This window comes from Pseudarthrobacter sp. B907, assembly GCF_040137805.1.
GTDB lineage: Bacteria > Actinomycetota > Actinomycetes > Actinomycetales > Micrococcaceae > Arthrobacter.
On record NZ_JBEEQE010000003.1, the window covers coordinates 15,611 to 34,460 of the forward strand.

Here is an 18,850-nt window from a genome sequence, read left to right on the forward strand (position 1 = left end):
GGATTGGGGCCTCCGCCGTTGTTTTGCATCCACACCGATTTCTCCCCGACGGCCAAAGCCTCGGGCGTACTTTCGCAGCCCGCGACCGTGACCATTCCGGCGTCGGTCTGCACCAATAGTGAAAAGGTTCTTCGATGAACAACTCCGCCGCATCCCTGGACCGGATGCCCGCTGACAAGGGTGTGCTTCGCTGATGGCGACATACATCCTCAAACGCTTTCTCCAACTGATTCCCGTCTTCCTAGGCGCAACGCTGCTGGTCTACTTCCTGGTCTTCAGCCTCCCCGGCGACCCCATCGTCGCCCTGTTCGGCGACAAGCCGGTCAACGAGGCCGTCGCCGCGAAACTGCGGGCCCAGTACCACCTGGACCAGCCGTTCTTTATCCAATACCTGCTCTACCTGAAGAGCATCTTCACCTTCGACCTCGGCCAGGACTTCTCCGGCCGGCCCATCGCGGCCGTGCTTGGCGAGGTCTTCCCGGTGACCGCCCGGCTTGCCGTGATGGCCCTGATCTTCGAAGGCGTCTTCGGCATCATCTTCGGACTGATCGCCGGCCTGCGAAAGGGGAAGTTCTTCGACGCGACCGTCCTGGTGGCGTCCCTGGTTGTCATCGGCATCCCGATCTTCGTCCTGGGCTTTCTGCTGCAGTTCACCATCGGTGTGCAGCTGGGCTGGGCCAAACCGACCGTCAGTTCGGCGGCCACGGTGCAGGACCTCATCCTGCCGGCCATCGTGCTGGGCCTCGCCTCCTTCGCCTACGTCCTGCGCCTGACCCGCACCTCCGTCATCGAAAACATGAGCGCGGACTACGTGCGCACCGCTACCGCGAAGGGCCTGTCCCGCTTCCGGGTGGTCCGGGTGCACATCCTGCGCAACTCCCTGATTCCCGTCATCACCTTCCTTGGCGCGGATCTGGGCAGCCTGATGGGCGGCGCGATCGTCACTGAAGGCATCTTCAACGTGCCCGGCGTCGGCAACCGGCTGTACCGGGCCGTGCTGTCCGGCGAAGGCCCCACGGTGGTCTCGATCGTCACCGTACTGGTGCTGATCTACTGCCTCTCCAACCTGCTCGTTGACCTGCTGTACGCCTGGCTTGACCCGAGGATCCGCTATGACTCCTGATTCCAACACCGCAAGGCCGGACGCTTCGGCGCCCGCCAAGCGCCACATCGAGCATTTTGTTGCCGACTTTGCCGAGACGCCGCTGCAGGCCACGGACAAGGTCAAGGAGGACCAGGCTCCGCTGAGCCTGTGGGCCGAGGCCTGGCGCAACCTGCGCAAGCAGCCGCTGTTCCTGATCTCCGCGTTCCTGATCCTGGTGGTCGTGGCCGTTTCGCTCTTCCCGGGGCTCTTCTCACCGATCGACCCGTCCTCGGAGGCGTGCCAGCTGGCCAACTCCGACGGGGGCCCCGCGTCCGGGCACCCGCTGGGCTTCACCCAGCAGGGCTGCGACGTGTACGCGCGCGTAATCTTCGGCACACGCTCCTCGGTCACCGTCGGCCTGTTCACCACCATCGGCGTCCTGCTGATCGGCGGCATCATGGGTGCGCTGGCCGGCTACTACGGCGGCTGGGTTGACGCCGTGCTGGCGCGCGTTAACGACATCTTCTTCGCGCTGCCGCTGATCCTAGGCGCCATCGTCCTGATGCAGCTGCCGATGTTCCGGGCCAACCGCACCGCATGGACCCTGGTCCTGATCCTGGTGACCTTCGGCTGGCCGCAGATCGCCCGGATCACCCGCGGCGCCGTCATCGAGGTCCGCAACGCGGACTTCGTGACTGCCGCACGGTCCCTGGGTGTCTCCAAGTTCGGCGCCCTGATGCGGCACGTTATGCCCAACTCGCTCGCTCCGATCATCGTGGTGGCGACGATTTCGCTCGGTACCTTCATCGTCGCGGAATCCACGCTGTCCTTCCTCGGAATCGGGCTCCCGCCCAGCGTGATGTCCTGGGGCAACGACATCCAGGCCGCGCAGGCCTCCCTCCGCTCGAACCCGATGCCGCTGCTCTACCCGGCCATCGCCCTCTCCATCACCGTTCTGAGCTTCATCATGCTGGGCGACGCCCTGCGTGATGCTCTCGATCCCAAAGCGCGCAAGCGATGAAAGGGGAAGCCGTGAACGCCCCTGTTGAAATCCGTGAAGAAGGTACGGCCGCGCAGCGTCCGCTGCTCGAGATCCGGGACCTGGCGATCAGCTTCAAGACCAGCGGCGGCGAAGTCAACGCCGTCCGCAACGCCCATCTGACCGTGATGCCCGGCGAGACCGTGGCGATCGTGGGGGAGTCCGGCTCCGGTAAGTCGACGACGGCGCTGGCCGCCATCGGCCTGCTGCCGGGCAATGGCGCGGTCTCCGGCGGGCAGATCCTGTTCGACGGCGAGGACATTTCGCACGCCAGCGAAAAGCGCATGATCGAACTCCGAGGCAATAGCATCGGCATGGTCCCGCAGGACCCGATGTCCAACCTGAACCCGGTCTGGAAGATCGGCTACCAGGTCCGCGAGACGCTGAGGGCCAACGGCCTCCCGGACGGTCCGGACGACGTCGCGAAGGTGCTCTCCCAGGCGGGGCTGCCCGACGCGAGGCGCCGGGCGAAGCAGTACCCGCACGAGTTCTCCGGCGGCATGCGCCAGCGGGCCCTGATCGCCATCGGCCTGTCCTGCCAGCCGCGCCTGCTCATCGCCGATGAGCCGACGTCGGCCCTGGACGTCACCGTGCAGCGCCAGATCCTGGACCACCTGGACAAGATGACCACCGAACTCGGCACGGCCGTGCTGCTGATCACCCACGACCTGGGCCTCGCCGCCGAACGCGCCGACAAGGTCGTGGTGATGTACCGCGGCCAGGTCGTAGAGTCCGGGCCGTCGCTGGAACTGCTGCAGAACCCGCAGCACCCGTACACCCAGCGGCTGGTCGCCTCGGCGCCGTCGCTGGCGTCACGCCGCATCCAGGCCGCCAAGGAACTGGGCGTCGAGTCGGACGATCTGCTGGCACCCGCCGAGGACGTCGTCGTCGAACCGTCCATGCCCGAGGACGTGCTCCGGATTGAGAACCTGAAGAAGGTCTTCAAGCTGCGCTCCGGCCTCGGCCGCTCCACCGACTTCACCGCGGTGGACGATGTCTCCTTCAGCGTCAAGCGCGGCACCACGACGGCGATCGTGGGGGAGTCGGGCTCCGGCAAGTCCACCGTGGCGCAGATGGTCCTGAACCTGCTCCAGCCCACCTCCGGCAAGATCGTGTTCGACGGCGTCGACACTTCCACGCTCAACAGCAAGGAAATCTTCGCCTTCCGCCGCCGCGTGCAGCCGATCTTCCAGGACCCGTACGGTTCCCTCGACCCGATGTACAACATCTTCCGGACCATCGAGGAGCCGCTGCGGACCCACAAGATCGGAGACAAGGCCAGCCGCGAGAAGAAGGTCCGCGAACTGTTGGACCAGGTGGCGCTGCCGCAGTCCACCATGCAGCGGTACCCGAACGAGCTTTCCGGCGGCCAGCGCCAGCGTGTCGCGATTGCGCGGGCCCTGGCCCTGGATCCCGAGGTCATCATCTGCGACGAGGCCGTCTCGGCGCTCGACGTGCTGGTCCAGGCCCAGGTGCTGAACCTGCTCGCGGACCTGCAGTCCCGGCTGGGCCTGACCTACCTGTTCATCACCCATGACCTCGCGGTGGTGCGGCAGATCGCGGACCACGTGTGCGTGATGGAGAAGGGCAAGCTCGTCGAGACCGGCTCGACGGACGACGTCTTCGACTCGCCGCAGCAGGACTACACCAAGGCCCTGCTCAACGCCATCCCGGGCGCCCGGTTGATGCTGCCGCCGGAAGTTGCCTGACCGGGAGGCCGGTTAGCGCAGCGGACCGCCTAAAGAAGGAGCCGGTGTCCACCCCGCGGGGGTGGGCACCGGCTCCTTTCGTTCGTTGTGGCCTGCGTGGCCCCGGTACGCCTTTGGTTCAGCGGGACGCGGCGGTGGCCTCCGCCCGGATTCCCATCTGCTGCAGCCGCTGGCCCAGGAGCACACCGAGGGCGTTGTTGCCTTCGTCGGTCATGTGCAGGCCGTCCGCCAGCAGCCGGGTCAGGTTGTAGCGGCTCAGCCAGTCGCCGACGCTGACGAAAGGGATGTCGTGTTTGTCCGCGATGGTGCCGAGCAGGGCATCGACCTGGGTGCGGCGGCCGCCGCCGTAGTTCGCGCCGCGGGCGAGGGTGCCGATCATCAGGAACTTGCTGCCGGGGTAGCGCTGCCGGAGGCTGGCGATCAGCCGCTCCGCGTTGGCGACGATCTGGGCGTCGGTGGCGCCGCGGGTGGCGTCGTTGCCGCCGCCCTGGATGACCACCAGGGGCGGGGAGCCGTAGGGCAGCTTCCAGTCGCCGCGCTGCAGGGCGTCGATGTAGTTGCCGGTCTTGCCGTTCGCGGCGACGAAGCCGGTGCCGCCAAGGCCGCAGAAGAACACGCCGTAGCCGGCCTTGCCCAGGCCCTGGCGGGTCCACGCGGTGAGCGGCTCGGACTGCGAGTCGCCGATCAGGACGGCGGTGTGCCGGATGTCCTCGACAATCACCTCGTCGCGGCCGTTGGCGGGGTTGCGGTACAGGGAACCCTCCGGCAGGGAGTCGGGGTCCGGTCCGGTGAGGAACTGGGATCGCGTGCCCTGGCCGGAGGCGACGGGCTCCCCCGGGGCGCCGGCAGGGGTGCGGAAGGCCTTGCCGCGGGCGTCCTGACCGGCGCTAACGCCAGGGGCGGAAGCGGCGTCGGACTGGCTTGGGGCTTGGCCGCAGCCGCCCAAAAGTACGCCTGCGGCGATTATCGGTGCGACGAAGCGGTACCTGGCCGAGGCGTTGCGCATTGATGTCTCCGGGCTGGCGTGCTGTTATCACAGCCATCATGGGGCATGTCCGCTCGAAAACCAAGTGACGTTGCTCACGTGGCGGGTGTGTTTCTCGCCAGCTGGCAACCGGGCGCCCTCCGCGGGCGGCCCCGTTTTTAGGCCAACAAATGCCCTAGCGTCTAGAATGGATGAAGGTGCCCTGTGCCAAAGGGCCGTACCTGTCGTGCGTTCCGGTTGGAAATGTCGCGATACAACAGCTGACTTCACCACTGAATCGAGCAATAACGCATGTCTGAAACCACCACCAACACTGCGGTAGCCACTGCATCGCGCAGTGACCTGCGCAACGTCGCGATCGTGGCCCACGTTGACCACGGCAAGACCACCCTGGTCGACGCCATGCTCAAGCAGACCAACTCCTTTGCCGAGCACAACCACCTCGAAGACCGCGTCATGGACTCCGGTGACCTGGAACGCGAAAAGGGCATCACCATCCTGGCCAAGAACACCACCGTGGCCTACAACGGTCCGTCCTCCAAGGGCGAGACCATCACCATCAACGTGATCGACACCCCCGGCCACGCCGACTTCGGTGGCGAGGTCGAGCGCGGCCTGTCCATGGTCGACGGCGTCGTCCTCCTCGTTGACGCCTCCGAGGGCCCGCTGCCGCAGACCCGCTTTGTGCTGCGCAAGGCCCTGGCCGCGCACCTGCCGGTGATCCTCCTGGTCAACAAGACCGACCGCCCCGACGCCCGGATTGAAGAAGTGGTGCACGAGTCGATGGACCTGCTCCTCGGCCTGGCCTCCGACCTCGCGGACGAAGTTCCGGACCTGGACCTGGACAAGATCCTCAACGTTCCGGTTGTCTACGCCGCCGCCAAGGTCGGCCGCGCCTCCCTCGAGCAGCCCGCCGACGGCACCGCCCCGGAGAACGAGGACCTCGAGCCCCTCTTCCAGGCCATCATCGAGCACATCCCGGCACCGACCTACAACCCGGACGGTGTCCTGCAGGCGCACGTCACCAACCTGGACGCCTCGCCGTTCCTCGGCCGCCTCGCGCTGCTGCGCATCTACAACGGCACCCTGCGCAAGGGCCAGACCGTGGCCTGGGCCCGCGCCAACGGTGAGCTCAAGAACGTCAAGATCACCGAACTCCTCGCCACCAAGGCGCTGGACCGTGTTCCGGCCGAGTCCGCCGGTCCGGGCGAGATTGTCGCCGTCGCCGGCATCGAGGAAATCACCATTGGTGAGACCCTGACCGACGCCGAGAACCCGCAGCCGCTGCCGCTGATCACGGTGGACGATCCCGCGATCTCCATGACCATCGGTATCAACACCTCGCCGCTGGCCGGCAAGGTCAAGGGCGCCAAGGTCACCGCCCGCCAGGTGAAGGACCGCCTGGACAAGGAACTGATCGGTAACGTCTCCATCAAGGTGCTGCCCACCGAGCGTCCGGATGCCTGGGAAGTCCAGGGCCGTGGCGAGCTCGCGCTGGCCATCCTGGTTGAGCAGATGCGCCGCGAGGGCTTCGAGCTGACCGTCGGCAAGCCGCAGGTTGTCACCAAGACCATCGACGGCAAGATCCACGAGCCGATGGAGCACATGACCATCGACGTGCCCGAAGAGTACCTCGGCGCCGTCACCCAGCTCATGGCCGCCCGCAAGGGCCGCATGACCAACATGGCCAACCACGGTACCGGCTGGTGCCGCATGGAGTTCATCGTTCCGGCCCGTGGCCTGATCGGTTTCCGCACCAAATTCCTCACGGACACCCGCGGCGCCGGCATCGCCGCCTCGATCTCCGAGGGCTACGAGCCGTGGGCCGGCCCGATCGAGTACCGCACCAACGGTTCCATGATCGCCGACCGCGCCGGTGTGGTGACGCCGTTCGCCATGATCAACCTGCAGGAGCGTGGCTCCTTCTTCGTCAAGCCCACCTCCGAGGTCTACGAGGGCATGATCGTCGGCGAGAACTCCCGCGCCGACGACATGGACGTCAACATCACGAAGGAAAAGAAGCTCACCAACATGCGTGCAGCTTCCTCGGACACCTTCGAGAACCTGACGCCCCCGCGCGACCTGACCCTGGAAGAGTCCCTCGAATTCGCCCGCGAGGACGAATGTGTCGAGGTCACCCCGGATTCCATCCGTATCCGCAAGGTCATCCTGGACACCAACGAGCGGGCCAAGGCCAACCGCGCCCGCGCCAAGGTCTAGTCTCCGCGTTTACGCTGAGGCCTTTGTGAACAGAAGAGCTGCCGGTATGGCAGGCGGCATTGCCACCGCCGTGCCGGCAGCTCTTTTTGCTGCCCTCGCGGGCACCATGCTGCACGGCCAGCACCTGGTGGTCAACGGCGTCGAGGTGCCGTGGGGTGCTGTGGCCGCGCTGGTGCTGCTGGGGGCCGTCGAGCTGTGGCTGGGGGCCGCTTTCCGATCCCCGCTGCCGGCGGCCGCGTGCGGTGTGCTGTGCTACGCGCTGGCGGGCTGGTGGTCCACGCTGGAGAGCGGCAAGCGGCTGATCATCGGCGACCTTGCCGGGAATGTCTGGGTGTACGGGATCGCGGGCGTCACCCTCGTGGTGCTGGCCTGGAGCCGGCGCTTCGCACGGCGGGGCCGGTAGCTCACCCCCTCGGGATGGACATGCCCGTCCTTGGTTCGTCCGGATGGACATGCCCATCCTTCGCTGCCGCCCTGACTGGACATGCCCATCCTTCGTGCCCGGGACTGGACATGTCCGTTATCCGTGAGCGCCCTGACTGGACATGCCCATCCTTCATGCCCGGGACTGGACATATGGGCACTATGTCCAGTGGTCGCGCCGCGCAATGGACATGTCCGTCGTTCTCAACCCGCGGGGGATGGGCATGTCCGTCCGAACGCCGTTTGGGCGGCCACGATGTTGTGCACATAGCGGAATCCGGGGCTGTCCCGGTCGGCCTGGCATCGAAACCATGGTGCGCATGGTCAAAATCACTGAAGTCATGTCAAGGTACGACGGGGTAGCACGCGCCAAGCATCTCTCGGCCGCGGGGATTTCGGGCTTTCAGCTCCGGACCGCCCTGGCAGACGGCGCCGTCGCCCGCGTGTCCCGCGGCGTGTACGCGCTTCCGGGTGCGGACCCGCTGCTGGTGGCCATCCGTTCCCTGCCCGCCGAGCCCGCGTGCGTCAGCGCGGCCCATTTCGGCGGCCTTTGGGTGCTCGAAGCGCCCCAACAACCGCATGTCGCACTGACCCATAGCCGAAGCTATTCGGGCTTTGTCTGCCACCGGTCGGCCCACCCGCCGACCCTGCTGGACACCGTGGTCCAAAGCCTCCGCTGCCTGCCGGAGTTGGAGGGTCTCGCGATTGCCGAATCCGCCGTCGCACTCAAGGGTCTTCCGCTCTCCTCCCTGAGACTGCGGCTGGCCGGCCGGAGTGACTCCCGGGAGCGCAGGATTGTCGCGGCCATCGTTCCGCAGTCGCAATCGATCATCGAGTGCCTCGCGCGGTTCCACCTTCGGCGCGCGGGCTTCCACGTTGAATCCCAGGTCAACATCCCGGGAATGGGCCATTTGGACCTCAAGGTCGACGGGAGGCTCGGAATCGAGACCGACGGTGCAGGCTTTCACATGGACCGGTCGAGTTTCGAGGAAGATCGACGACGGTGGAACGTCACCACCAGATTGGGGATTCCCACCCTGGTCGTCACCTATCCATTGCTCAAATACCGCCCGGAAGAATTCATTGCCATGGTCCGCGAGGCGTTGAACCGGCTTTCCGCGGCCGCGTGAGTCATGGCGACTCGAGATCGGTACATTCTGTGTCGCGAGCAATGGGCATGTCCGTCCCGGGCGCTCTGGGGGAATGGGCGTGTGCGTCGTGCGGGTCAGCGGATGGACAGAACGGCATTATGTCCATTCTTGGCACCAGGAGACGGGCATGTCCCGTGGAGGATGGTGCGGGAGGCGGGCATGTCCGTCCCGGGCGCTCTGGGTGATTGGGCATGTACGTCGTGCGGGTCAGGGGATGGACATAACGGCATTATGTCCATTCTTGGAACCAGGAGATGGGCATGTCCCGTGGAGGATGGTGCGGGAGGCGGGCATGTCCGTCCCGGGCGCTCTGGGGGAATGGGCATGTGCGTCGTGCGGGTCAGCGGATGGACAGAACGGCATTATGTCCATTCTTGGCACCAGGAGATGGGCATGTCCCGTGGAGGATGGTGCGGGAGGCGGGCATGCCCGTCCCGGGCGCTCTGGGGGAATGGGCATGTGCGTCGTGCGGGTCAGCGGATGGACAGAACGGCATTATGTCCATTCTTGGTACCAGGAGACGGGCATGTCCCGCGGAGGATGGTCCGGGGAATGGGCATGTCCGTCGCGGGCGGGTTACGGGAGGGCATGTCCCCGCGGGCCCCGCCGCGGCGGGGGTGGCGGGACCTCCTTGGCAGCCACCACCAGGGCGAGGGGGACGACGACGTCGGCCCGCCGGGTGCGGACGGTGCACTCGCTCCCGGTGCGGGCCACCAGCTCGCCCAGCGCATCGGTCAACCCGCCGTCGATCCGGTGGCGCACCACCACGCGGGTCCCCAGCGGGGCGTCGGAGAGGAACTGCTGCGGCGGCGGGATCGGAGAACTCACCCGTCCATCGTAGGGCGAGCGGGCTCTGTGACGCCCGGCTAGGTTCGCGGGATCAGGCTGGGAGATAATAGGCTCAGAAGTCAGCAGCCCGGCGCTCAGGCCGGGAGCAAGATCCGGCGGGATGCCGGAACCAACGTGGAGAGGCCAGGGACGTGACGTACGTAATCGCGCAGCCGTGTGTAGATGTCAAAGACAAGGCATGTATCGAAGAATGCCCCGTCGATTGCATCTACGAGGGTGAGCGTTCCCTGTACATCCACCCGGACGAGTGCGTGGACTGCGGGGCCTGCGAGCCGGTCTGCCCGGTCGAAGCCATCTATTACGAGGACGACACCCCCGAGGAGTGGGCCGACTACTACAAGGCCAACGTCGAGTTCTTCGACGTCCTCGGTTCCCCGGGCGGCGCCGCCAAGATCGGCAACACCCACACCGACCACCCCATGATCGCCGCACTGCCGCCGCAGAACCAAGACAACTAGGACGGCCCTCCGGTGACTTCTGCGGTGCGCAGTTTCGGCCTCAGCCTGCCCGACTACCCGTGGGAGGCGATGGCGCCCTACCTCGCGCGCGCCGCCGCCCACCCCGGGGGAGCGGCCAACCTCTCGATCGGCACCCCGGTCGACGACACCCCTGCCCTCGTCCAGGAGGCGCTCCGCGCGGCGGCCAACGCCCCCGGCTACCCGACGGTGCACGGCACGCCGGCGCTCCGGGAAGCGATCGCGGCCTGGTTTGACCGCCGCCGCGGCGTCCCCGGACTCGACCCGCAGAACGTGATGCCCACCGTCGGGTCCAAGGAACTCGTGGCCTGGCTGCCGTTCCTGCTCGGCCTCAAGCCGGGCGACGTCGTCGTGCGGCCCACCGTCGCGTACCCCACCTACGACATCGGGGCCACCTTCGCCGGCGCCGATCACGTGGCCGCGGACGACCTTGACGAACTCGACGCCGACACCCGGTCCCGTGTCCGGCTCGTCTGGGTTAACTCCCCGGCCAATCCCACCGGCAGCGTCCGCGACGCCGACTCCCTCAAACGGATCGTCGGCCAGGCCCGGGACCTCGGCGCCGTGGTCGCCTCGGACGAGTGCTACGCAGAACTTGGCTGGGGGGAGTGGGACGTCCAGCGCGGCGGGGAGCCTGTCCCCAGCATCCTGGACCCCCGCGTCGCCGGCGGCTCCCTCGAGGGCCTGCTGGCCGTCTACTCCCTCAGCAAGCAGTCCAACCTGGCCGGCTACCGCGCCGCCTTCGTGGCCGGCGACGGCGCGATCATGGCCAACCTGGTCAACAGCCGCAAGCATGCGGGCATGATCGTGCCCTACCCGGTCCAGGAAGCCATGCGTGTTGCCCTTGGCGACGACGGGCACGTGGCCGCGCAAAAGGACCTCTACCGCGGCCGCCGCGAACGGATCGTCCCGGCGCTGGAGCGTTTCGGGCTCACCATCCACGAATCCCGGGCCGGGCTCTACCTCTGGGCCACCGCGGGCGAGCCCACCTGGGACACCGTCGGCCGGTTGGCCGACCGCGGGATCGTCGTGGGCCCCGGCGTCTTCTACGGTGACGCCGGCCACGGCTTTGTCCGGGTGGCGCTGACCGCCACGGATGAACGGATCGATGCCGCCGTCGAGCGGCTGGCTACGGGACCGTAACAATGCTGTGATGCGGGGCACAAGATACGCGATTTGGACGCGTTGGAGAAGCCCCGGATTAGTGCCACCCGCGAACTGGCGGTAGTTTTTAACTGACTATCAATGGTGGCTTTCCACAAGAAGGCAGCGCAGCCGTTGGAATCCGTGTGCAGATACAGGTTCCGTGGGCCGCTCCACCAGATGTTGGATCAAGCTTTCAACAGGGGCCCTGACGCCTCATGAGGAGAATCCATGACTGAGACCACCAGTGCAACCCTGCGTCATGCGGGCGGCGAGCTCGAGCTCCCCCGCATCAAGGTTGTTGAAGGGAACGAAGGCTACGACGTTTCCAAGCTGCTGAAGCAGACCGGCGCCGTTGCCTTCGACCCCGGTTTCATGAACACCGCGGCCACCACCTCGGCCATCACATACATCGACGGCGACGCCGGCATCCTGCGCTACCGGGGTTACCCGATCGAGCAGCTCGCCCAGCACTCCAGCTTCCTGGAAGTCTCCTACCTGCTGATTTACGGCAACCTGCCGACCCCGGCCGAGCTGGAGGCTTTTGACCAGCGGATCCGCCACCACACCCTGCTGCACGAGGAGCTCAAGGGCTTCTTCAGCGGCTTCCCGCGCGATGCCCACCCGATGCCGGTGCTGTCCTCCGCCGTGTCCGCGCTGTCCACGTTCTACCAGGACTCGCTGGACCCGTTCAACGCCGAGCAGGTTGAGGTCTCCACCTACCGGCTGCTGGCCAAGATGCCGGTCATCGCCGCGTACGCGCTGAAGAAGTCCGTCGGCCAGCCGATGCTGTACCCGGACAACTCCCACAACCTCGTGGAGAACTTCCTGCGCCTGAGCTTCGGCCTTCCGGCCGAGCAGTACGAGGTGGACCCGGTGGTGGCCAAGGCCCTGGACCTGCTGCTGATCCTGCACGCGGACCACGAGCAGAACTGCTCCACCTCCACCGTGCGGCTGGTCGGCTCCTCCAACGCCAACCTCTTCGCCTCCGTCTCCGCCGGCATCAACGCCCTCTTCGGCCCCGCCCACGGCGGCGCCAACGAGGCCGTGCTCAAGATGCTCCGCCAGATCCAGGCCGACGGCATCAAGCCCGAGGACTACATGGAGAAGGTCAAGAACAAGGAAGACGGCGTCCGCCTGATGGGCTTCGGGCACCGGGTCTACAAGAACTACGACCCGCGCGCCAAGATCGTCAAGGCCACGGCCCACGAGATCCTCAGCAAGCTCGGCGGCAACGACGAGCTGCTGGAAATCGCGCTCCGCCTCGAAGAGAAGGCGCTGCAGGACGACTACTTCATCGAGCGCAAGCTCTACCCGAACGTGGACTTCTACACCGGCCTGATCTACAAGGCCATGGGCTTCCCGGAGAAGATGTTCACCGTGCTGTTCGCCATCGGCCGCCTGCCGGGCTGGATCGCCCAGTGGCGTGAAATGATCAGCGACCCGAACACCAAGATCGGCCGCCCGCGGCAGCTCTACACGGGAGAGCCGGAACGTAACTACCCGGCCGTCTAAGGACAGCCAAACCACGACGCCGGCTGCGCACCTCGAGCATGAGGGGCGCGGCCGGCGTCGTTTGTTGTGCCACTTTTGGTGCTGGAGTTGCGCGTGTGAACGGCGTGGGAGACCCGGGAACGGGCACGCCCGTGCTAAAAAGGAGCAATGCCCAAATTTGTCGACGCTGCTTTGCGGCGCCAGGAAGTTGTTGAAGCCGTCTTCAGGATTGTCGCGGCAGACGGGCTCGAGCGGGCCTCCCTGCGCGAGGTCGCCGACGAAGCCGAGCTGGCCGTCGGCTCCGTGCGGCATTACTTCGCCAGCAGCGACGAACTCCTGGCCCACTCCTTCGGCGTTGTGGTGGACCGGATCGCCGGCCGGCTGGAGACCGCGGAGGCGCGGCTGGCGGGAACCGCCCCCGGCTCGGAGGAGCACCGCAGCGGCGTGTTAACCCTGCTGGGGGAACTGCTGCCGCTGGACGAGGAACGCGCTGTCGATGCCTGCGTCTGGATGGCCTTCAAAAACGCGGCCCGCACGAGGCCGTTCCTGGCCCCGGAAGCGGACCGCAGCCACCGCACGGTGGCGGCCGTCGTCGGCCGGCTGATGATGGACCTGGCCGCGGCCCGGGACGGCGGCGCGGACGGGCCGGACCGGCAACAGCTCGTCACCGAGGCCGAGCGGCTGCTGGCCACCCTGGACGGGCTCACCATGCACGCCCTGCTGCAGCCGGAGTGGATGACGGCTCAGATGTGCCACGATGTACTCGAAGCCCATCTGGCGAGCCTGGGCGGCCGCGGCACCAGCCATTAACGTGCACTACCTTCAGGAATAGACTGGAAAAGTACGTCTTGCCAAGGGAGGCAATCGGATGCACCACACAGGCGGGCCCGGCTGGCGAATCACCATGGACACCTCCGGACCGCTGCTCATAGCGCTGTACGTCCGAGACGCGGCCGGCCTCGAAGCCGTCGGCCATCCCGCACTCTGCCACGCCGCCCCGAAGATCCGCGCCTCGGACCATTCGCACCTGATCGAGGAGGTGGGCGGCATCAGTGCCCTCAAGACCGAGTGGGAGGCCTGGTGGGCGCAGCTGCTGAAAGCCCATCCGGAGATGGAACCGGAGCTGGGCCCGCCGGGGTTCCGCGCCTTCGGGAACTCGCCGGCCCTGCGCCGTGTGGTGCAGGCGCACTTCGGTGCGGCCCTCAGCTGGGCCCGCGAACGCCGGGGGGAGTACCTGGCCCTCGAGGCCGAGCGCGATGCCAGCGGAGCCACCGGGGTGCTCGCCGACCTGGTGGAAGACCGGCTGCTGGAGGTCGGCCGGGCCGCACGGGATTTTGAGCTGACCATCATCGAGCTTCCCCTGGCCGAGCCGCGGGCCTGGTACCTGGAGCCGGACAAAATCATCATGAGCTCGGCCCTGCTCTCCGAGCCGGAGCTGTTCCGCAGCTACGTCCAGCCCGTCGTCGAACTGCTGGTCTGAAGCGGGCGGCGCCGGCTACGGGGCGGGTTCCCCGGCGACCGTGATGCTCACCTGACCCGCGGGCGCGTCCGCGGCCTGCCAGCCATTGTGGGTCGCCCGGTTCCAGCTGCGCCCGTCCACCCAGACCTCGGTGATCGAGAGGGCCTTGGCGTTGGCCACCGCCCACTGCGCGACCGCCCATCCCCGAGTGTCCTGCGCCTGCACCGTGACCGTCCGCCCGGCGGCCGTCGCCGGGATGGCCCCGAAAGCCGCTGCCAGGCGCTCCTGGAGCAGCCCGGCGTCCCCGGCCGCGTCCGGCGCGCGCAGCGAGCAGTCGAGGCCCTGCGCCGTATGGCCGGTCAGGGCGGAGGCGAACGCCCGCGCCATTCCCTCGTGCTGGGCGTAAGCGCCCGGATACGCCGAGCGCTGGACTTTCTGGGCCGCGTCGGTGATAGGGATGACCTCGTACCCCGGCACCTTCAGCAGCGCGTCGTAGAAGGCGTTCGTGGCGTGGTACGGATCCATCACTTCGTCCTCGGTGCCCCAGCCCTGGGAGGGGCGCTGCTGGAACAACCCGCGGGAATCAGGGCCGGCCTGGTCGCCATGGCCGATATTGCGCAGCTTCGACTCCTGCATGGCCGTTGCCAGGGCAATGCTGGCGGCGCGGGCGGGCAGCCCGCGCCGGACCGCGATGGCACTGATGAGGGCGGCGTTGGCGGCCTGGTCGGTGGCTAGATCGTCGCCGCCGGAGCCAGCGGCGGTGCAGCGCTCGGTGATCAGGGTCTCGGAGCGCTGCAGGAATTCCACTGCCGTATAGACGGCGCCAGCCACCATGGCCAGGGCCAGCAACAGCACGATCCGACGGCGCCAGCCACCTCTGCGTGCCACGTAACAACTCCCTCGGGCCCTATCCGGGCCGGTCCAGTCTTCAGCCGGTCTCTGTCCGGTCGGTGCCTAGTTGGCGTGCAGAGCCTCGTTGAGCTCGACGGTCTGCCCCTTGCGCGCCAGGACCTCCACCTCGCCGCTGGAGGAGTTGCGGCGGAAGAGCAGGTTCGGGACGCCGGAGAGCTCCACGGCCTTGACGATCCGGCTGGTGTCCTCGCCGTCGGCGTCCTTCTGCCCCACCACACGCACCCGGGTGCCGGCCGTGACGTACAGCCCGGCCTCGACGACGCAGTCGTCGCCGATGCTGATGCCCACTCCGGAGTTGGCGCCGAGCAGCACACGTTCGCCCAGGGAGATCTTTTCCTTGCCACCGCCGGAGAGGGTCCCCATGATGGAGGCGCCGCCGCCGACGTCGGAGCCGTCACCGGCCACCACGCCGGCGGAGATCCGGCCCTCGACCATGGAGGTGCCCAGGGTGCCGGCGTTGAAGTTCACAAAGCCCTCGTGCATGACGGTGGTTCCTTCGGCGAGGTGTGCGCCGAGGCGGACCCGGTCGGCGTCGGCGATCCGGACGCCGGAGGGGATGACGTAGTCGACCATCCGCGGGAACTTGTCCACGCCGTAGACGGTCACGGCGCCGCGCCGGCGCAGCCGTGCGCGGGTCAGTTCGAAGTCCTCGACGGCGGCCGGGCCGAAGTTGGTCCACACGACGTTGGGCAGCTTGCCGAAGATGCCGTCCAGGTTGATGCTGTTGGGGCGCACGAGGCGGTGCGAGAGCAGGTGCAGGCGCAGGTAGGCGTCCGCGGTGTCGGCCGGGGCCTCGTCGAGGTGGGCCTGGACAAACACGACCTTCTGCTCGGTGCCGCGGTCCGCGTCGTCGCCGGCCGCGGCGATCTCGAGCAGAGACTGGTCTGCGTTCGCCACATCGCGCAGGCTATCCGCTGCGGTGCCGAGCGCCGGCGCCGGGAACCAGACGTCCAGCACGGTGGCCTCACCGTTGCGGGTGGCGATGGTCGCGACGCCGTAGCCGTAGGCGGAGCGGGAGTCGTCGGGCACGGCAGCAGAAACGGTTTCAGTCATGACCCCAAGTCTATAGACGGCCCCCGCGCTCCCCGAAACCGGTGACGGCCCCGGGCGGGGGCAGGAGGGCATATACAGTGGAACGGTGACTGAGCATACTGCCCCTGCCCGCCTGGACCTGCGCCAGGACGTTGCCCTGCTGACCGCGGACATCATCGACATCTTCAGTGTCTCCGGGGAGGAGGGCCGGCTCGCCGACGCCGTCGAGCACGCCCTCCGCGCCATCCCGCAGCTGGAGCTGGTCCGCGACGGCGACGCGATGATCGCGCGCACCAGCCTGGGCCGCGCCGAGCGGGTCATCCTCGCCGGGCACCTGGACACCGTCCCGCTGCCGACCACCGAGGGCGCGCTGGGCACCGTCCCGTCCTACTGGCCCTCCGGGGCTCCGGGCGAGGGCATCCTGTACGGGCGCGGGGCCACTGACATGAAGAGCGGCGTCGCGGTGCAGCTAGCCCTCGCTGCCGGCCTGTTCGACGGCGGGGCGGAGCCGAACAAGGACGTCACGTTCGTCTTCTACGACCACGAGGAAGTCGAGGGCGTCAAGAGCGGCCTTGGCCGGCTGGTCCGCAACCACGGGGCCCTGCTGGAGGGCGACTTCGCGATCCTGCTCGAACCCACGGACGGCACGGTGGAGGGCGGCTGCAACGGCACCATCCGGTTCGAGGCGACCACCCTCGGCGAGGCCGCCCACTCGGCGCGGGCCTGGATGGGCAGCAACGCCATCCACGCCGCGGCCCCGATCCTGGACCGGCTGGCCGCCTACGAGCCGCGGACCGTCAACGTCGACGGCCTCGACTACCGCGAGAGCCTCAACGCCGTAAAGATCCACGGCGGCACGGCCGGGAACGTCATCCCGGACCGCTGCGTGGTGGAGATCAACTACCGCTTCGCCCCGGACAAGTCCATGGCGCAGGCGGAGGAACACGTCCGTGAACTGCTGGCCGGCTTCGACCTGGTCCGCACCGACGGCGCCGCGGGAGCCCGGCCGGGCCTGAACCACCCCGCCGCCGCGTCCTTCGTGGCCGCCGTCGGGGCCGAGCCGAAGCCCAAGTACGGCTGGACCGACGTCGCCCGCTTCAGCGAACTCGGCGTCCCCGCCGTGAACTTCGGCCCGGGCGATGCGCTGCTGGCCCACAAGGACGATGAACACGTCGACGCCGAGGCGATCCGCGTGTGCTTGCGGGCCCTGCGGAGCTGGCTGGGCGTGTAACCCGGTCCCGGGCCGCCCGGGGGACGCATTAAACAGTGAAGGTCCGGAACCCGACGGGGTTCCGGACCTTCATCCGTTGGGGCGTTTGCCCGTGCGGCCTACTTGGCCGGGGCGGTGCCCGCGACCGGGGCGTGCGCCATGCCGCCGGCGGCCTTCTTGGAGCCGCGCTTCTCGATCCAGATCGCGAGGCGTGAGACCGCGAGGTTGATCGCGATGTAGATGGCCGCGGCCACGAAGAACACCGGGAAGAGGAACTGCGGACCCAGGAAGTCGGCCATCACCTGGACGGCCCGTAGCAGCTCGCCGTAGGCCACGATGTACCCGAGCGAGGTGTCCTTGAGGAGCACCACGAGCTGCGCCACGAGCGAGGGCAGCATCCGGCGGATGGCCTGCGGCAGCTCGATGGTCAGCCGCGACTGGAAGCTCGTCAGGCCGATCGCAAGGCCGGCCTCACGCTGTCCCTTGGGCAGCGACTGGATGCCGGCGCGGATGATCTCGGCGAAGATGGCCGAGTTGTACAGGACCAGGCCTGCCACCACGGCGATGAAGGAGCTGGTGGCGAAGACGAGCAGCACGAACAGCATCATCAAAACCACCGGCATGCCGCGCAGGAACTCCAGCACAATCCGGGTGGGAATGCGGATCCACGCGAGGTCGGAGATCCGCATCAGGCACAGCAGCAGGCCCAGCGGGAAGGCGATGACGGCGGAGACGGCGGCGGCGCTGAGGGTGGCCCCGATGCCGTCGGCGATCAGCTTCCAGACATCCGCCTGGCTAAAAATGGCCCACCGCCGGCCCTCGAAGATTCCCTGCTGGGCGAGAGTCATCACGGCCAGCGCCACGAGGGCGCCGATTGCGATCACGCCGATGACGGAACCGATCAGGGAAATGCGACGGGCCTTGGGTCCCGGGACGTCGTAGAGAACGGAGCTCATCGTGCGATCGCCACCTTTCGTTCAACCACGTTGGCGAGGTAGCCAAGCGGGACGGTAATCAGCAGGTAGAAGAAGGCGACGCCGACCAGGACCCACATGACGGCGTCGCCGTGGGAGTTGGCCAGCTGCTTGCCGTAGCCGAAGAGCTCCAGGACGTAGAACGCGCCGGCGACGGAGGAGTTCTTCACCAGGGCGATCAGGATGTTGATCAACGGCGGGATCACCGTGCGCAGGGCCTGCGGCAGGATGATCAGGGAGAGCACCTGGCTGAACTTCATGCCGATGCTCCGGGCGGCCTCGGCCTGGCCGACCGGGACGCTGTTGACGCCGGAGCGCACGGCCTCGGCGATGAAAGCCGAGGTGTAGGCGCTCAGGGCGATGATGGCGGCGACTTCGAACTGCTGGAACGTAACGCCCAGGCGGGGCAGCACCACGGCGGCGAAGAAGAACGCGATGGTCAACGGGGTGTTCCGGACCACCTCCACGTAGGCCATGCTGAAGCCGCGCAGCGCTGCGATGGGGGAGACCCGGGCTGCCGCGAGCAGGGTGCCGAAAATGAGGGCGAAGATTCCCGAGACCACTGCCAGGAAGAGGGTTCTGAGAAAGCCGTCCCAGTACTGGGGCAGGCTTTCAATGATGACGTCCATAAGTTCCTTCAGCTGCGTTGAGGGGATTCAAGCGTTAGCAGGGGTGTGGGGGGGGGAGCGG

18 protein-coding genes are annotated in these 18,850 nt (G+C 67.5%); 12 read left to right on the forward strand and 6 right to left on the reverse strand.

The window, feature by feature from the left end; all coding sequences use genetic code 11:
• The first annotated feature begins 193 nt into the window (after nt 1-193).
• Genes ABLI39_RS03105 through ABLI39_RS03115 form a run of 3 tightly spaced genes read left to right on the forward strand, consistent with a single transcriptional unit; the run spans nt 194 to nt 3,832 of the window.
• Nucleotides 194-1,123 (forward strand): ABC transporter permease, encoded by a 930-nt coding sequence (locus ABLI39_RS03105; RefSeq protein WP_349411923.1) that lies wholly within the window; start codon nt 194-196, stop codon nt 1,121-1,123.
• Nucleotides 1,113-2,105 carry an ABC transporter permease gene (locus ABLI39_RS03110; protein WP_349411924.1) on the forward strand — a complete coding sequence of 331 codons (993 nt, stop codon included), beginning with the start codon at nt 1,113-1,115 and terminating at the stop codon, nt 2,103-2,105. Before ABLI39_RS03105 ends, ABLI39_RS03110 begins: the two co-directional genes overlap by 11 nt.
• A complete protein-coding gene (locus ABLI39_RS03115) occupies nt 2,102-3,832 on the forward strand; it encodes an ABC transporter ATP-binding protein (RefSeq protein WP_349411925.1) in 1,731 nt (576 codons plus the stop codon). The genes ABLI39_RS03110 and ABLI39_RS03115 overlap by 4 nt, the downstream gene beginning before the upstream one ends.
• A gap of 118 nt (nt 3,833-3,950) precedes the next feature.
• Here the strand turns inward: ABLI39_RS03115 and ABLI39_RS03120 are convergent, their stop codons facing one another.
• On the reverse strand, nt 3,951-4,838 hold the full coding sequence (locus ABLI39_RS03120) for an SGNH/GDSL hydrolase family protein (protein WP_349411926.1): 888 nt from the start codon (nt 4,836-4,838) through the stop codon (nt 3,951-3,953).
• 270 nt (nt 4,839-5,108) lie between these two features.
• Here ABLI39_RS03120 and typA point away from each other — a divergent pair, with 270 nt between their 5' ends.
• The 3 genes from typA (at nt 5,109) to ABLI39_RS03135 (ending at nt 8,590) form a co-directional block, all read left to right on the forward strand.
• Nucleotides 5,109-7,037, forward strand: coding sequence for a translational GTPase TypA (gene typA / locus ABLI39_RS03125; protein ID WP_349411927.1), 1,929 nt, complete (start codon nt 5,109-5,111; stop codon nt 7,035-7,037).
• Between the two features lie 46 nt (nt 7,038-7,083).
• On the forward strand, nt 7,084-7,440 hold the full coding sequence (locus tag ABLI39_RS03130) for a hypothetical protein (protein ID WP_349411928.1): 357 nt from the start codon (nt 7,084-7,086) through the stop codon (nt 7,438-7,440).
• A gap of 340 nt (nt 7,441-7,780) precedes the next feature.
• Entirely contained in the window at nt 7,781-8,590 is an 810-nt protein-coding gene (locus tag ABLI39_RS03135; RefSeq protein ID WP_349411929.1) for a type IV toxin-antitoxin system AbiEi family antitoxin domain-containing protein, read from the forward strand.
• Between the two features lie 597 nt (nt 8,591-9,187).
• Here ABLI39_RS03135 and ABLI39_RS03140 read toward each other — a convergent pair.
• Nucleotides 9,188-9,439: a putative acetyltransferase gene (locus ABLI39_RS03140; protein WP_349411930.1), complete on the reverse strand. Its 252-nt coding sequence runs from the start codon at nt 9,437-9,439 to the stop codon at nt 9,188-9,190.
• Nucleotides 9,440-9,591: 152 nt separating this feature from the next.
• Between ABLI39_RS03140 and fdxA the strand changes: the two genes are divergently transcribed.
• From fdxA to ABLI39_RS03165, 5 genes are all read left to right on the forward strand, one after another.
• Nucleotides 9,592-9,918, forward strand: coding sequence for a ferredoxin (gene fdxA, locus ABLI39_RS03145; RefSeq protein ID WP_056737938.1), 327 nt, complete (start codon nt 9,592-9,594; stop codon nt 9,916-9,918).
• Between the two features lie 12 nt (nt 9,919-9,930).
• Nucleotides 9,931-11,079 (forward strand): succinyldiaminopimelate transaminase, encoded by a 1,149-nt coding sequence (dapC, locus tag ABLI39_RS03150; RefSeq protein WP_349411931.1) that lies wholly within the window; start codon nt 9,931-9,933, stop codon nt 11,077-11,079.
• A 231-nt stretch (nt 11,080-11,310) separates the two neighbouring features.
• A complete protein-coding gene (locus ABLI39_RS03155; protein WP_146337002.1) occupies nt 11,311-12,594 on the forward strand; it encodes a citrate synthase in 1,284 nt (427 codons plus the stop codon).
• 147 nt (nt 12,595-12,741) lie between these two features.
• The gene (locus tag ABLI39_RS03160; protein WP_349411933.1) at nt 12,742-13,383 is read left to right on the forward strand and encodes a TetR/AcrR family transcriptional regulator; all 642 of its coding nucleotides are present in this window, start codon (nt 12,742-12,744) and stop codon (nt 13,381-13,383) included.
• A 58-nt stretch (nt 13,384-13,441) separates the two neighbouring features.
• On the forward strand, nt 13,442-14,053 hold the full coding sequence (locus ABLI39_RS03165; RefSeq protein ID WP_349411935.1) for a hypothetical protein: 612 nt from the start codon (nt 13,442-13,444) through the stop codon (nt 14,051-14,053).
• Nucleotides 14,054-14,068: 15 nt separating this feature from the next.
• Here the strand turns inward: ABLI39_RS03165 and ABLI39_RS03170 are convergent, their stop codons facing one another.
• Nucleotides 14,069-14,920, reverse strand: a complete 852-nt coding sequence (locus ABLI39_RS03170; RefSeq protein ID WP_502935181.1) for a hypothetical protein — start codon at nt 14,918-14,920, stop codon at nt 14,069-14,071.
• Between the two features lie 66 nt (nt 14,921-14,986).
• The gene (gene dapD / locus ABLI39_RS03175) at nt 14,987-15,997 is read right to left on the reverse strand and encodes a 2,3,4,5-tetrahydropyridine-2,6-dicarboxylate N-succinyltransferase (RefSeq protein ID WP_349411936.1); all 1,011 of its coding nucleotides are present in this window, start codon (nt 15,995-15,997) and stop codon (nt 14,987-14,989) included.
• Nucleotides 15,998-16,082: 85 nt separating this feature from the next.
• Between dapD and dapE the strand changes: the two genes are divergently transcribed.
• A complete protein-coding gene (gene dapE / locus ABLI39_RS03180) occupies nt 16,083-17,207 on the forward strand; it encodes a succinyl-diaminopimelate desuccinylase (RefSeq protein ID WP_349411938.1) in 1,125 nt (374 codons plus the stop codon).
• A 98-nt stretch (nt 17,208-17,305) separates the two neighbouring features.
• Here dapE and ABLI39_RS03185 read toward each other — a convergent pair whose 3' ends face one another.
• Both ABLI39_RS03185 and ABLI39_RS03190 read right to left on the reverse strand, forming a co-directional pair.
• Nucleotides 17,306-18,142, reverse strand: coding sequence for an amino acid ABC transporter permease (locus tag ABLI39_RS03185; protein ID WP_349411940.1), 837 nt, complete (start codon nt 18,140-18,142; stop codon nt 17,306-17,308).
• The gene (locus tag ABLI39_RS03190; RefSeq protein WP_349411942.1) at nt 18,139-18,789 is read right to left on the reverse strand and encodes an amino acid ABC transporter permease; all 651 of its coding nucleotides are present in this window, start codon (nt 18,787-18,789) and stop codon (nt 18,139-18,141) included. Before ABLI39_RS03190 ends, ABLI39_RS03185 begins: the two co-directional genes overlap by 4 nt.
• Nucleotides 18,790-18,850 lie beyond the last annotated feature (61 nt).

Coding starts and splice junctions, on each gene's coding strand:
- ABLI39_RS03105 (WP_349411923.1), top strand. CDS start 194: ATGGCGACATACATCCTCAAACGCTTTCTCCAACTGATTCCCGTCTTC.
- ABLI39_RS03110 (WP_349411924.1), top strand. CDS start 1,113: ATGACTCCTGATTCCAACACCGCAAGGCCGGACGCTTCGGCGCCCGCC.
- ABLI39_RS03115 (WP_349411925.1), top strand. CDS start 2,102: ATGAAAGGGGAAGCCGTGAACGCCCCTGTTGAAATCCGTGAAGAAGGT.
- ABLI39_RS03120 (WP_349411926.1), bottom strand. CDS start 4,838: ATGCGCAACGCCTCGGCCAGGTACCGCTTCGTCGCACCGATAATCGCC.
- typA (WP_349411927.1), top strand. CDS start 5,109: ATGTCTGAAACCACCACCAACACTGCGGTAGCCACTGCATCGCGCAGT.
- ABLI39_RS03130 (WP_349411928.1), top strand. CDS start 7,084: ATGGCAGGCGGCATTGCCACCGCCGTGCCGGCAGCTCTTTTTGCTGCC.
- ABLI39_RS03135 (WP_349411929.1), top strand. CDS start 7,781: ATGGTCAAAATCACTGAAGTCATGTCAAGGTACGACGGGGTAGCACGC.
- ABLI39_RS03155 (WP_146337002.1), top strand. CDS start 11,311: ATGACTGAGACCACCAGTGCAACCCTGCGTCATGCGGGCGGCGAGCTC.
- ABLI39_RS03160 (WP_349411933.1), top strand. CDS start 12,742: ATGCCCAAATTTGTCGACGCTGCTTTGCGGCGCCAGGAAGTTGTTGAA.
- ABLI39_RS03165 (WP_349411935.1), top strand. CDS start 13,442: ATGCACCACACAGGCGGGCCCGGCTGGCGAATCACCATGGACACCTCC.
- dapD (WP_349411936.1), bottom strand. CDS start 15,997: ATGACTGAAACCGTTTCTGCTGCCGTGCCCGACGACTCCCGCTCCGCC.
- ABLI39_RS03185 (WP_349411940.1), bottom strand. CDS start 18,142: ATGAGCTCCGTTCTCTACGACGTCCCGGGACCCAAGGCCCGTCGCATT.
- ABLI39_RS03190 (WP_349411942.1), bottom strand. CDS start 18,789: ATGGACGTCATCATTGAAAGCCTGCCCCAGTACTGGGACGGCTTTCTC.